At 71.6% G+C, this 13349-nt stretch carries 9 protein-coding genes; 7 read left to right on the top strand and 2 right to left on the bottom strand.

From position 1 onward, the window contains the following. Nucleotides 1-275 precede the first annotated feature (275 nt). Nucleotides 276-752, top strand: coding sequence for a hypothetical protein (locus ABT085_RS34285; RefSeq protein WP_351616996.1), 477 nt, complete (start codon nt 276-278; stop codon nt 750-752). A gap of 28 nt (nt 753-780) precedes the next feature. Here ABT085_RS34285 and ABT085_RS34280 read toward each other — a convergent pair whose 3' ends face one another. Further along, the gene (locus ABT085_RS34280) at nt 781-948 is read right to left on the bottom strand and encodes a hypothetical protein (protein ID WP_351616993.1); all 168 of its coding nucleotides are present in this window, start codon (nt 946-948) and stop codon (nt 781-783) included. Between the two features lie 356 nt (nt 949-1304). Here ABT085_RS34280 and ABT085_RS34275 point away from each other — a divergent pair, with 356 nt between their 5' ends. From ABT085_RS34275 to meaB, 3 genes are read left to right on the top strand one after another with little or no spacing between them, the layout of a single operon-like run. Further along, on the top strand, nt 1305-3113 hold the full coding sequence (locus ABT085_RS34275) for a methylmalonyl-CoA mutase family protein (protein ID WP_351616990.1): 1809 nt from the start codon (nt 1305-1307) through the stop codon (nt 3111-3113). Continuing rightward, complete coding sequence (gene scpA, locus ABT085_RS34270; RefSeq protein ID WP_351616987.1) at nt 3113-5287, top strand: methylmalonyl-CoA mutase; 2175 nt, start codon at nt 3113-3115, stop codon at nt 5285-5287. The genes ABT085_RS34275 and scpA overlap by 1 nt, the downstream gene beginning before the upstream one ends. 4 nt (nt 5288-5291) lie before the next feature. After that, nucleotides 5292-6275 carry a methylmalonyl Co-A mutase-associated GTPase MeaB gene (gene meaB / locus ABT085_RS34265; RefSeq protein WP_351616984.1) on the top strand — a complete coding sequence of 328 codons (984 nt, stop codon included), beginning with the start codon at nt 5292-5294 and terminating at the stop codon, nt 6273-6275. Between the two features lie 58 nt (nt 6276-6333). Here the strand turns inward: meaB and ABT085_RS34260 are convergent, their stop codons facing one another. Continuing rightward, on the bottom strand, nt 6334-8124 hold the full coding sequence (locus ABT085_RS34260; RefSeq protein ID WP_351616981.1) for an FAD-binding dehydrogenase: 1791 nt from the start codon (nt 8122-8124) through the stop codon (nt 6334-6336). Between the two features lie 329 nt (nt 8125-8453). Here ABT085_RS34260 and ABT085_RS34255 point away from each other — a divergent pair, with 329 nt between their 5' ends. From ABT085_RS34255 to ABT085_RS34245, 3 genes are all read left to right on the top strand, one after another. Further along, on the top strand, nt 8454-9707 hold the full coding sequence (locus ABT085_RS34255; RefSeq protein ID WP_351616978.1) for a helix-turn-helix domain-containing protein: 1254 nt from the start codon (nt 8454-8456) through the stop codon (nt 9705-9707). 90 nt (nt 9708-9797) lie between these two features. Further along, nucleotides 9798-10466, top strand: coding sequence for a lipoprotein (locus ABT085_RS34250; RefSeq protein WP_351616975.1), 669 nt, complete (start codon nt 9798-9800; stop codon nt 10464-10466). A gap of 197 nt (nt 10467-10663) precedes the next feature. Further along, nucleotides 10664-13213 (top strand): pectate lyase-like domain-containing protein, encoded by a 2550-nt coding sequence (locus ABT085_RS34245; RefSeq protein WP_351616972.1) that lies wholly within the window; start codon nt 10664-10666, stop codon nt 13211-13213. The last annotated feature ends 136 nt before the right edge of the window (nt 13214-13349 follow it).

The following is a 13349-nucleotide window of genomic DNA, read 5'->3' as shown; positions in this document are numbered from 1 at the left end:
GGCCGCCGTCCGGATCTGGACGTGCCCCAGCGTTTACTCCACCACTGGGTGCCCCGGGAACCCCCCGTATGGAGCTGGGGCGGGGCGGCGCGGCGGCTCCGGACCGCCGCGCCACCCCGAATACCAGAATTCGTCACATCGAGCTATAAAACCGTGGCAATCGCGCCCGAGTGGTGCAACATCTGAGACAGTCGTAGCGTCGATACAGATGCCGACGGAGCGTCGATTGGGACCTCGTCGGGACACGGCAAGCAACAGGCGGCGGGGAGCTCGACATGCGCGGACACACATGGAGGACTGCGGTCACACTCTGGGCGGCCGCAACGCTCGTCACGGCCCTGGGCACGACCTCCGCAGCCCCTGCCGCGGCAACCTCCGACAGTCACCCGGCGAGCCAGGCGGCGAAGACGCCCGTCCCCCCCGTTCTGCTCGGCTGCCTCTCCGACCCGGAGGTGCGCCCCAGCGAGTTCATCCTCGCCTGCGGTGACGGCAACAGCCGTCTGGCCGCCCTGCACTGGACGCACTGGGACGCCAAGGACGCGGTGGCCACGGGATACAACGCGGTCAACGACTGCAAGCCGTTCTGCGCGGCCGGCAGGTTCCACTCGTATCCCGTCATCGTGGTGCTGGAGCATCCGCACACGTGGAAGCAGAACCCCCGCGTCGTCCAGTACACCCAGATGAACCTCGTCTTCACCGGGAGCAGGCCGGACGGCTACGAGCGGGTGGTCACCATCCCGCTGTGGCAGTAGGGCCCGTCCGACAACTACCGCCCGGCACTCAGCGTCGGGCGGCGCCGGCCTGGGTCCTGCGCGCGTTGTTGTAGATGCGCAGGAGGTGCTTGGACACGGGGCACGGCGTGGTGTCGACGTAGCACTGCCGGCAGGTCCCGGTGTGCTGCTCGTAGTTGGCGCGCGCCTGGTCCACGATGTCACTCTGCGTAGTCATGCGATCTCTCCGAATGGGGGTGATGCCCCTTCAAGGGCGCTGGTTGGCCGGGCGGCACATCCGAGCGCCAAGATCATCATGTTACTGGGAGTAGCGGAAAGTCGGATTCGGGCCACACCGGCCACCCCCCGCCGGAACCCCCGCGCACGGCTCGCTGAACGGGTCGGGAGACGGTTCCGCCAGACGGGCGAAAACTCATGACAAACTGCCACATCCCGCATCGGAGCAGGGGACGCACTCGTGCGGGCGCGCGAGCGCGCGGGCAGCGCGGGAGAGGCAGGTCACATCGTGGCAGAGGGCAAGGTCACAGCCGTGCCCACTGCTGCTCGCTTGTTGATCTGGCCTAGCATCCGAACATGACGGTCCTGCCTGACGACGGGCTCCCACTGGCCGCCGAGTTCCCTGACGCGACGCATGAGCAGTGGCAACGCCTGGTGGCGGGTGTCCTGCGAAAGTCGGGCAAGGAGGTCTCGGGCGACGAAGCCGAGGACACCCTGTCCACCGCCCTCGAGGACGGGTTGCTCACCCGGCCCCTCTACACCGCGCGCGACGCCGCGCCGGATCCCGGTTTCCCGGGGTTCGCGCCGTTCGTGCGCGGAGCCCGAGCCGAAGGGAACACCAACGGCGGCTGGGACGTACGCCAGCGGCACACGACGGCGGACAACGCCGCCGTCCTCACCGACCTGGAGAACGGCGTCACCTCGCTGTGGCTCGTCGTCGGTGACGGCGGTATCCCCGTGGAGTCCCTCGGCGCCGCGCTCGAAGGGGTCCTTCTCGACCTGGCGCCGATCGCCCTCGACGCGGGCAGCTCGGTCGAGCCCGCCGCCCGCGAGCTGCTGCGTCTGTACGACGAACGCGGCGTCGCCAAGGAGGCGGCGCGAGGCACCCTGGGCGCCGACCCGCTCGGGCACGAGGCCCGTACCGGCGAGGAGCTCGCGCTGCCCGGCGTGAGCGCGCTCGCCCGGCTGTGCGCCGAGGAGTACCCGGGGCTGCGGGCGCTGACCGTGGACGCGCTGCCGTACCACGAGGCCGGCGGCTCGGCCGCGCAGGAGCTCGGCTGCTCGCTGGCCACCGGCGTCGCGTATCTGCGCGCGCTGACCGAGGCCGGGCTGAGCGTCGAACAGGCCTGCGCACAGCTGGAGTTCCGTTACGCGGCCACCGCCGACCAGTTCCTGACCATCGCCAAACTGCGGGCCGCGCGCCGGCTGTGGGCGCGGGTCGCCGAGGTGTGCGGCGCGCCGGGCGCTGGTGCCCAGGTGCAGCACGCCGTGTCGTCGCCGGTGATGATGTCGCGCCGCGACCCGTGGGTGAACATGCTGCGCACCACCGTCGCCACGCTCGCCGCGGGCGTCGGCGGCGCCGACTCCGTGACGGTGCTGCCCTTCGACGACTCGCTCGGGCTGCCGGACGCGTTCGCCCGGCGCATCGCCCGCAACACCTCCACCATCCTGGTCGAGGAGTCGCACCTGGCCCGGGTCATCGACCCGGCGGGCGGCTCCTGGTACGTGGAGCGGCTGACGGACGAACTCGCCCACGCGGGCTGGGAGTTCTTCCAGTGGATCGAGGGTATGGGCGGCCAGGCGGCCACCCTGCGCTCCGGGCGGCTGCCCGAGGAGCTCGCCGCCACCTGGGCGGACCGCAGCGCCCGGCTCGCCAAGCGCCGCGAGCCGATCACCGGTGTCAGCGAGTTCCCGTATCTCGCCGAGCGCCCGGTGGAGCGTGCGCCAGCGCCCGAACGGCCGTCCGGCGGCCTGCCGCGGGTGCGGCGCGACGAGGCGTTCGAGGAGCTGCGCGCCCGCTCCGACGCCCATCTCGCCGCCACCGGCTCCCGCCCGCGGATCTTCCTCGCCGCGATCGGGCCCGCCGCGGCCCACACCGCGCGTACGACGTTCGCCGCCAACCTCTTCCAGGCGGGCGGCATCGAGCCCGTCACCGAGGGGACCTTCGCGGACAGCGGCGCCACCGAGGTCTGCCTCTGCTCCAGCGACGCGCTGTACGAGGAGCAGGCGGCGGCCGTGGCCGGGGAGCTCAGGTCCGCGGGTGCCTCGCAGGTGTTCCTCGCCGGTCGCCCCGGGCAGTACCCGGGTGTCGACTCGTACGTCTTCGCGGGCTGCGACGCCGTGGCCGTGCTGTCCGCGACCCTCGACCGCATGGGAGTGTCCTGATGGGAATCCCCGACTTCTCCGGGATCGAACTGGGCAGCCCGGCCGTCGACGGCGGCGCCGAGGCCTGGCACGAAGCCCTCAAGACCGCCTCCGGCGGGGACGACCTGCTGTGGGAGACCCCGGAGGGCATCGGCGTCAAGCCGCTGTACACCGGGCGTGACCTGGAGGGCCTGGACTTCCTGGGGACGTACCCGGGCATGGCGCCGTATCTGCGCGGGCCGTACCCGACGATGTACGTCAACCAGCCCTGGACCATCCGCCAGTACGCGGGCTTCTCCACCGCCGAGGAGTCCAACGCCTTCTACCGGCGCAACCTGGCGGCCGGTCAGAAGGGCCTGTCGGTCGCCTTCGACCTGCCCACCCATCGCGGCTACGACAGCGACCACCCGCGGGTGACCGGTGACGTCGGCATGGCGGGCGTGGCCATCGACTCGATCTACGACATGCGCCAGCTGTTCGACGGCATCCCGCTGGACCGGATGTCGGTGTCGATGACGATGAACGGCGCCGTGCTGCCGATCCTCGCGCTGTACATCGTGGCGGCCGAGGAGCAGGGGGTGCCGGCGGAGAAGCTGGCGGGGACCATCCAGAACGACATCCTCAAGGAGTTCATGGTCCGCAACACCTACATCTATCCGCCGAAGCCGTCGATGCGGATCATCTCCGACATCTTCGCCTTCACCTCGCAGCGGATGCCGCGCTACAACTCCATCTCCATCTCCGGCTATCACATCCAGGAGGCGGGCGCGACGGCCGACCTGGAGCTGGCGTACACCCTCGCGGACGGTGTGGAGTACATCCGGGCCGGGCGCGAGGCCGGGCTGGACGTGGACGCGTTCGCGCCGCGGCTGTCGTTCTTCTGGGCGATCGGCATGAACTTCTTCATGGAGATCGCCAAGTTGCGGGCGGCGCGGCTGCTGTGGGCCAAGCTGGTGCGGCAGTTCGACCCGCAGAACGCCAAGTCGCTCTCCCTGCGCACCCATTCGCAGACCTCCGGCTGGTCGCTGACCGCGCAGGACGTGTTCAACAACGTCACGCGCACCTGTGTCGAGGCGATGGCGGCGACCCAGGGGCACACCCAGTCGCTGCACACCAACGCCCTCGACGAGGCACTGGCGCTGCCCACCGACTTCTCGGCGCGCATCGCCCGCAACACCCAGCTGCTGATCCAGCAGGAGTCCGGCACGACCCGGGCGATCGACCCGTGGGGCGGCAGCGCGTACGTCGAGAAGCTGACGTACGACCTCGCCCGCCGGGCCTGGCAGCACATCCAGGAGGTCGAGCAGGCCGGCGGCATGGCGCAGGCCATCGACGCGGGCATCCCGAAGCTGCGCGTGGAGGAGGCCGCGGCCCGCACCCAGGCCCGTATCGACTCCGGCCGGCAGCCGGTGATCGGCGTCAACAAGTACCGGGTGGACAGCGACGAGCAGATCGAGGTCCTCAAGGTCGACAACTCCTCGGTGCGCGCGCAGCAGATCGAGAAGCTGCGGCGGCTGCGGGCGGAGCGGGACGAGACGGCGTGCCGGGACGCGCTGGACGCGCTGACCCGGGCCGCCGACGGTGACGGCAACCTGCTGGAGCTGGCGGTGCGCGCGGCGCGCGCCAAGGCCACCGTGGGCGAGATCTCGGACGCCCTGGAGAAGGTGTACGGGCGGCACTCGAGCCAGATCCGTACGATCTCCGGCGTGTACCGCAACGAAGCAGGCGAGTCCCCGTCCGTCGACCGCACCCGTGAGCTGGTGGACACCTTCGAGGAGTCCGAGGGCCGCCGTCCGCGCATCCTGGTCGCCAAGATGGGCCAGGACGGGCACGACCGCGGCCAGAAGGTGATCGCCACCGCGTTCGCCGACCTCGGCTTCGACGTGGACGTCGGCCCGCTGTTCCAGACCCCGGCCGAGGTGGCCCGCCAGGCGGTCGAGGCGGACGTGCACATCGTCGGGGTGTCCTCGCTGGCCGCCGGCCACCTCACCCTCGTACCGGCGCTCAAGGAGCAGCTGGCGGAGGAGGGGCGCGAGGACATCATGATCGTGGTGGGCGGGGTGATCCCGCCGCAGGACGTGCCGACGCTGCTGGAGATGGGGGCCGCGGCGGTGTTCCCGCCCGGCACGGTCATCCCGGACGCGGCGTACGACCTGGTGCAGCGGCTGGCCGCCGACCTCGGGCACGGCCGCTGAACCCATGGCGATCGACCTCGACACCTATGTGAAGGGTGTGCTCTACGGGAAGCGTGCGATCGTCGCGCGCGCCATCACGCTCGTCGAGTCCACCCGGCCGCAGCACCGGTCGCTGGCGCAGGAGTTGCTGACCGCGCTGCTGCCGCACAGCGGCCGGGCGCGGCGGATCGGCGTCAGCGGTGTGCCGGGCGTGGGCAAGTCCACGTTCATCGACGCGTTCGGCACCTTGCTGACCTCGCTCGGGCACCGGGTCGCGGTGCTCGCGGTCGATCCGTCCTCCACCCGGACGGGCGGTTCGATCCTGGGCGACAAGACCCGGATGGAGCGGCTGGCCGTGGACCCGGCGGCGTTCGTCCGCCCCTCCCCCACGGCCGGCACCCTCGGCGGGGTCGCCAAGGCCACACGCGAGTCGATCGTGGTGATGGAGGCCGCGGGTTACGACGTCGTGCTGGTGGAGACGGTCGGCGTCGGCCAGTCCGAGACGGCCGTCGCCAACATGGTCGACTCCTTCCTGCTGCTCACCCTCGCGCGCACGGGCGACCAGCTCCAGGGCATCAAGAAGGGCGTGCTGGAGCTGGCCGACGTGATCGCCGTGAACAAGGCGGACGGCCCGCACCAGCGCGACGCCCAGGCGGCCGCGCGGGAACTGGCGGGCGCCCTGCGGCTGATGCACGGCAGGGACGCGGTCTGGGCGCCGCCGGTGCTCAGTTGCAGCGCGCGGGAGTCGACCGGTCTGGAGACCGTGTGGGAGCGCCTCGAGCAGCACCGCGCCCTGCTCGACTCGACCGGACGGCTGGCCGCCAAGCGCCGGGAGCAGCAGGTCGACTGGACCTGGTCGATGGTCCGGGACGAACTGCTGGGCCGGCTGCACGCCGATCCGGCCGTGCGCGAACTGGCGCCTGCGCTGGAACAACAGGTCAGGGACGGGGAGTTGACGGCCACACTGGCCGCCGAACACCTGCTCAAGGCGTTCGGCGGCCAGGCGTAGGGCCGGCCGCGAGACCCGTGTCGCACGAGCCCCGGGGGCCGGCCGCGGGCGGGACGGCTCAGGTCGCGGTGGCTGCCGCCGCCGCGCGTCCCGCCTGCCGGCCGGAGAACAGACAGCCGCCCAGGAAGGTGCCTTCCAGTGAGCGGTAGCCGTGCACTCCGCCGCCGCCGAAGCCGGCGACCTCTCCGGCCGCGTACAGACCGGGGACGGGGGACCCGGTCTGATCGAGGACGCGGCCGGAGAGGTCGGTCTGGAGACCGCCGAGGGTCTTGCGGGTGAGGATGTTGAGGCGCACGGCGATCAGCGGGCCCGCGCTGCTGTCCAGGATCCTGTGGATCGGGGCGGTACGGCTCAGCGAGTCGCCGGGGTAGCTGAGCGCGTTGCGGATGCCCATCACCTGGACGTCCTTGGTGTAGGGGTTGTCGATCTCCCGGTCCCGGGCCTCGATCTGCCGTTTGAGGTCGGCCAGATCGATGAGGCCGTTCCCGGTCAGCTTGTTCATCCCGGCGACGAGTTCGGGCAGTGTGGAGGCGACCACGAAGTCGGCCCCGTTGTTCTTGAACTTCTCGATCGGTTCCGGGGTCTGCCAGATACGGGACAGCAGTTGCAGGATGTTCTTGTTGGTGAGGTCCGGGTTCTGCTCGGAGCCGGACAGCGCGAACTCCTTGGCGATGATCTTCTGGGTGGTGACGAACCAGGAGTAGTCGTAGCCCGAGCCGGTGATCGACTTCAGGGTGTGCAGGGTGTCGTACCCGGGGACGTCGGGGGCGTTGAAGCGCTTGCCGGTGGCGTCGAACCACATCGAGGACGGGCCGGGCAGGATGCGGATGCCGTGGTCCGGCCAGATCGGGGCGTAGTTCCTGAGCCCCTCGGTGTAGTGCCACATCCGGTCGGGGTTGACGATCCTTCCGCCCGCCGCCTGGGTGATCGCGAGCATCCGGCCGTCGACGTGTGCGGGCACGCCCGTGATCATGGTCTTCGGCGGGGTGCCCAGGCGGGCCGGCCAGTTCTGCCGGACCAGGTCGTGGTTGGCGCCGATGCCGCCGGAGGTCACGACCACCACCGGGGCGTGCAGTTCGAAGTCGCCGACGACCGTGCGGGAGCTGGGCTTGCCCCGGGCCGCGCTGCTCGGCTCCAGGATCGCCCCGCGTACGCCGGTGACCGCGCCGCCCGTGGTGACGATGCCGTCGGCCCGGTGCCGGAACCTGAAGGCGACCTTGCCCGCGGCCACCGCGGCCCGCACCTTCTTCTCGAACGGCTCGACCACCGCGGGCCCGGTGCCCCAGGTGACGTGGAAGCGCGGCACCGAGTTGCCGTGGCCGTCCGCGAGGCCGCCGCCCCGCTCCGCCCAGCCGACGATCGGGAACCACTGCACACCGAGCCCGGACAGCCAGGACCGCTTCTCGCCGGACGCGAAGTCCACGTACGCCTGGGCCCACTTGTAGGCCCAGTAGTCCTGGCCCGCGGGGTCGTCGACACCCCGGTCGAAGCCGGCCGCGCCGAGCCAGTCCTGCCAGGCGAGATCGCGCGAGTCCTTGATGCCCATGAGCCGCTGCTCGTCGGAGTCGACGAAGAACAGGCCGCCGAACGACCAGAAGGCCTGCCCGCCGAGCGAGGCCTCCGGTTCCTGGTCGAGGAGGAGCACCCGGCGCCCCGCAGCGGCCAGTTCGGCGGTGGCGACGAGTCCGGCGAGGCCGTGGCCGACGACGATCGCGTCCGCGTCCTGGGCCGCCGCGGCGGCGGGGAAGGCGGCGGCCGTCTGGGCGAGGGCCGCCGTGGCGAGCACCCCGCCGGTCACGGTCAGGGCGCGGCGGCGGGTGATCCCGGTGGGGGCTGCGGGGTTCTCCATGGACTGCCTTCCGAGGAGGGACGGACGGGCGGCACGAGGGGGACGGCGGGGTACGGGGGAACGCGGAGCGGGTACGGCGAGGCGCGGAGTGGGTACGAGGGGACACGACGGGACGGCAGGCGATCCGGCCGGCCGCACAACTGATGCCTGGGGAGCGGGAGTTCGCGGGGGTTTCGTGGGGTTCACAGGTTGTTCCGGCGAGAAACACGCTGTTACCGTCGGTAGCCCACAGGAAACCAGCTCGTCACGGCACCGTGGTAGTGGCCGGACGTCAACGTGACCACCGCTTCGTTGTGGCCCGGCGACAGCGGCCGGACGGGAGGGGGCCCATGACCGTCGTCCACGGACCCGAGCCGGTCGCCGCGATCCTGCGCGCCATGGCGGCCGACACGGATGTGTGCGGCGAGCTGGTCCGCGCGGCCCGTACCCGCTCGCCCGCGCTGGCCCGGCTCGCCGAGGCGGAGACCCGCTCGCACGTCACCGCGATGGTCCGTGCTGCCGGCGCCTGGTTCACCGCGCTGGACCGCGCCGAGGCGGCGCAGGCGCTCGGCGTGGCCGGGGCGCCCGGCTCGCTCACCGCGGTCGGGCAGGTCGAGGCGGTCGAGGACGTCGGGTCGGTCGAGGCGCAGGACTTCAGCGCGGCCCTGCTGCTGGGCGCGGACCGGGCCGGTCAGGGGGTGCCGGTGACCGCCGTGCTGCGGGGTGTGCAGGCGGCGCTGACCCGGGCGGCGGAGATCACCGTGGACCGCTGCCGTTCGGCGGGCGTCTCCGACGGCACACTCCTCGCGGTGGTGCTGCGGCTGAAGGAGTACGGGGACGCGCTGGAACGGCACGTCGTGCACGGCTACCGGGCAGCGGAGGGCGCGGCACCGGACGGCGCCGACGCCTCCCGCGCCAGACTGCTGCGGCAGCTGCTGGTCGGCGGTGTCGTCCCGGACCCGCAGGACCTGGCGCGGGCCGGGGCACGGCCGAACGCCGAGGGCCTGCTGCACTGCTTCGCCGCCACCCCGGCCCACCCGCACACGCTCCGGTTCCCGCACGCGGTCACGGCGCGGCTGGACGGGTATCTGGCGGGCCTGGGCTCCCGTCCCCCGACGGTGCAGGAATGCGCTCCGGGCGGTCTCGTCGTGGTCGCGCCGGCCGCTCCCCCGGCCGGGCTGAGCGCCCTGTACCGGCTGTGCGTACGCGCCGTGGACCTCGCGGGCCGACGGGGGCGGCACGGGCTGTACGAGCTCACGGACTTCGCCGCCGAGATCGCGCTGGCCGACCAGCCGGTCCTGGGCGCCCAGTTGAGCCGCCGTCTGCTCGGCGCGCTCGACCCTGCGGACGGCTTCCATCGCCAACTGGCCCGCACCGCCCTCACGTTCCTCGACTGCGGCCGTCGGCTGGACCAGACCGCGGCGGCCCTGTTCACCCATCCGAACACCGTGCGCTACCGGCTCGGCCGGCTCCAGCAGATCACCGGCGGATCCCTCGCCGACCTGCCGCCCGCCGGGGGCTCCGGGCCGGTGCACGCCTTGCACTGGTGGTGGGCACTCACGACCTGGCTGGGGGCGGACGGGTCGCCGCCCGAGCGGCCCTGACCGGGCGCCGTCGCCGTCGCCCGTCTCACCCGGGCGCCGTCGCCCGCGCTCGGCTAGGCTGTCCCGCCGGGATCGAGGGGAGACACATACATGCAGGTCGGGGCAGGGATCAGACGGCACGGTTGGGCGCAGCTGCTGGTGCTGGCGGCGGCGTTGACGGCGTGCGGCCAGGACGCGGAACCGGAGCCGGACGCCAAGCCGTCGGCGCAGGCCCCGACGCGGAACTCCACGGCCGGGTCCACCGCGACGGCCGTCGCGAGCGGTGCCACCGTCGGCGCCCCGGGATCGGCCTGCGAACTGCCCGTCACCTTCGCCACCGGACGCGACTGGAAGGCCGAGGCGATCGACAACTCGGCAGCGGGCAGCGGGGACTTCGGTGATCTGGCGCTGCGTCAGGGACCGGTCACGGCCGTGTGCGAGATCGACGCCAAGCCCGCCGGGAACATCGGCTTCCTGCGCGTGTTCACCGCTCCACCGGGCAACGCCGGCATCCGTTCCGTCCTGGCGGCCTTCGTCGCGGCCGAGGGCAAGGTCGGCGAGGCGAAGTACACCCCGTTCAAGACCGGCGGCCTCGACGGCGTCCAGGTGGACTACCTCTACTCCAGCGAGTTCCTGGACGAGCCGAAGCAGGAGAGCGCCCTCGCCGTCGGCACACCCGAGGGCCCGGTCGTCCTGCACCTGGGCGGGCTGGACACCGAGGAGCACCGGGCGATGCTTCCGGCGCTCGAACTCGCCCGGCGCACCCTGCGCGTCGGCTGACAGCGGGTAGTCACCGGCACCCCGGACTGTGACGCCGGGGTGCCGCGTGGTGCGCCGTGCGGGATTTTCCGGTCCGAGGTCTTGCCGCCCGGTTGCGTCACCACTTAAATCAAATCCTGAACTAAGGCGCCCCACAAGCGCGTTCAGTGCGTTCAAGTGCGTTCCCCATTCTCATCGCACCCGCAGAAAGCCAATCCATGAGACTCAGACTCAGATCTCTGGGTGTCGCGCTCGCCGCCACGGCAGCGCTGGTCACCCTCCCCGCCCACACCCCGGCGACCGCGGCGGAGACGCCCCTGTCCCAGGGCAAGGCGGTGACGTCGTCGTCGGACGAGAACGCCGGTACCCCCGCCGCCTACGCCGTGGACGGCAGCACCGCGACCCGCTGGTCCTCCGGCGCGAGCGACGACCAGTGGCTCCGGGTCGACCTGGGCGCCACGGCCTCGGTCACCCAGATCGTCCTCAACTGGGAGACGGCGTACGGCAAGGACTACAAGGTCCAGATCTCCGCGGACGGCAGCACCTGGACCGACCTGAAGTCCGTCACCGGCGGCGACGGCGGCACGGACACCCTCGACGTCTCCGGCCAGGGCCGCTACGTGCGGATGCTGGGTGTGCACCGCGCGACCCAATGGGGCTACTCCCTCTGGGAGTTCCAGGTCTTCGGCAGCACCGGCACCGGCCAGCCCGGCACCTGCTCCTCGGCGAACGCGGCGCAGGGCAGGCCGTCCTCCGCCTCCTCGACGGAGAACGCGGGCACTCCCGCCTCCGCCGCGTTCGACGGTGACGCCGGCACCCGCTGGTCCAGCCAGGCCGCGGACCCGCAGTGGCTCCAGGTCGACCTCGGCTCGGTGCAGAGCCTGTGCAAGGTCGATCTGACCTGGGAGGCCGCCTACGCCAAGGAGTTCCAGCTCCAGGCCTCCACGGACGGGCAGACCTGGACCACCCTCAAGAGCGTGACCGGCGCGACGGGCGGCTCGGCCTCCTACGACGTCAGCGGCTCGGGCCGCTACCTCCGCGTCAACGGGACGGTCCGCGCGACCCCGTACGGCTACTCGCTGTGGGAGGTCGCCGTGCACACCGGCTCCGGCAGCGTCCCGCCCGTCCAGGGCGGCGGCGACCTGGGCCCGAACGTGATCGTCGTGGACCCCTCGACGCCCAACCTCCAGCAGAAGTTCGACCAGGTCTTCGCCCAGCAGGAGTCCAACCAGTTCGGCAGCGGCCGCTACCAGTTCCTGCTCAAGCCGGGGACGTACAACGGCATCAACGCCCAGCTCGGCTTCTACACCTCGATCTCCGGACTCGGCCTCAACCCCGACGACACCCAGATCAACGGCGACATCACCGTCGACGCGGGCTGGTTCAACGGCAACGCCACGCAGAACTTCTGGCGTTCGGCGGAGAACCTCGCGCTCAGGCCCGTCAGCGGCGACGACCGCTGGGCCGTCGCGCAGGCCGCGCCGTTCCGCCGCATCCACGTCCAGGGCGGCCTCAACCTCGCCCCGAACGGCTACGGCTGGGCCTCCGGCGGCTACATCGCAGACTCGAAGATCGACGGCACCGTCGGCCCGTACTCGCAGCAGCAGTGGTACACCCGGGACAGCTCGGTCGGCGGCTGGACCAACGGCGTCTGGAACATGACCTTCACCGGTGTCCAGGGCGCCCCGGCCACGAACTTCGACAGCGGCCCGTACACCACGCTGGACAACACCCCGGTCTCGCGGGAGAAGCCGTTCCTGTACCTCGACGGCAGTGACTACAAGGTGTTCGTGCCCGCCAAGCGCACCAACGCGCGCGGGGTCTCCTGGCCGGCCAACACGGGCGGCACCTCGCTCCCGCTCAGCCAGTTCTACGTCGTCAAGGCCGGTGCGACCGCCGAGACCATCAACGCGGCGCTCGCCCAGGGCCTCAACCTGCTGTTCACGCCGGGGGTCTACCACCTCGACCGGACGATCGAGGTGACCCGCGCGAACACGGTGGTGCTCGGTCTCGGTCTGGCCACCCTGGTGCCCGACAACGGCGTCGACGCGATGCACGTCGCGGACGTCGACGGCGTCCGGCTGGCCGGGTTCCTGATCGACGCCGGCTCGGTCAACTCCGACACCCTGCTCCAGATCGGCCCGGCCGGATCGAGCGCCGACCACTCCGCCAACCCCACGACCATGCAGGACGTGTTCGTCCGGATCGGCGGGGCGGGTCCCGGGCTGGCCACCAACTCCGTGGTGGTCAACAGCGACGACGCCATCATCGACCACACCTGGCTGTGGCGCGCCGACCACGGGGACGGCGTCGGCTGGGACACCAACCGGGCCGACTACGGTCTGAAGGTCAACGGCGACGACGTGCTGGCCACCGGCCTGTTCGTCGAGCACTTCAACAAGTACGACGTGCTGTGGAGCGGCGAGCGCGGCCGGACGATCTTCTTCCAGAACGAGAAGGCGTACGACGTGCCGAACGCCGCCGCCGTCACCCACGACGGCATCGTCGGATACGCGGCCTACAGGGTCGCCGACACCGTGAACGAGCACGAGGCCTGGGGGCTGGGCAGCTACTGCAACTTCACGACCGACTCCACGATCGTGCAGGCCCACGGCTTCCAGGTGCCGGTCAAGAGCGGCATCAAGATGCACGACCTGCTGGTGATCTCGCTGGGCGGCAAGGGACAGTACGCCCACGTGGTCAACAGCACCGGCGCGCCGACGTCGGGGACGGACACGGTTCCGTCGAAGGTCACCCTGTTCCCGTGACACGGGGTGGGTGACGGGTGACGGGTGCGCCCCGGGACGGACATGGCCGGGCCCCGGGCGCCCCCCCCCCCCCGAGAGCACCACGGAAAACAACAACCCCAACCCAAAAAAAGGCTTTTAGGGGGGAGGGGGGGTT

Source organism: Streptomyces sp. NPDC002265 (genome assembly GCF_040296125.1).
GTDB lineage: Bacteria > Actinomycetota > Actinomycetes > Streptomycetales > Streptomycetaceae > Streptomyces.
The sequence above is the reverse complement of the archived record's forward strand: the minus strand, read 5'-3'. Positions and strand labels throughout refer to the sequence as shown.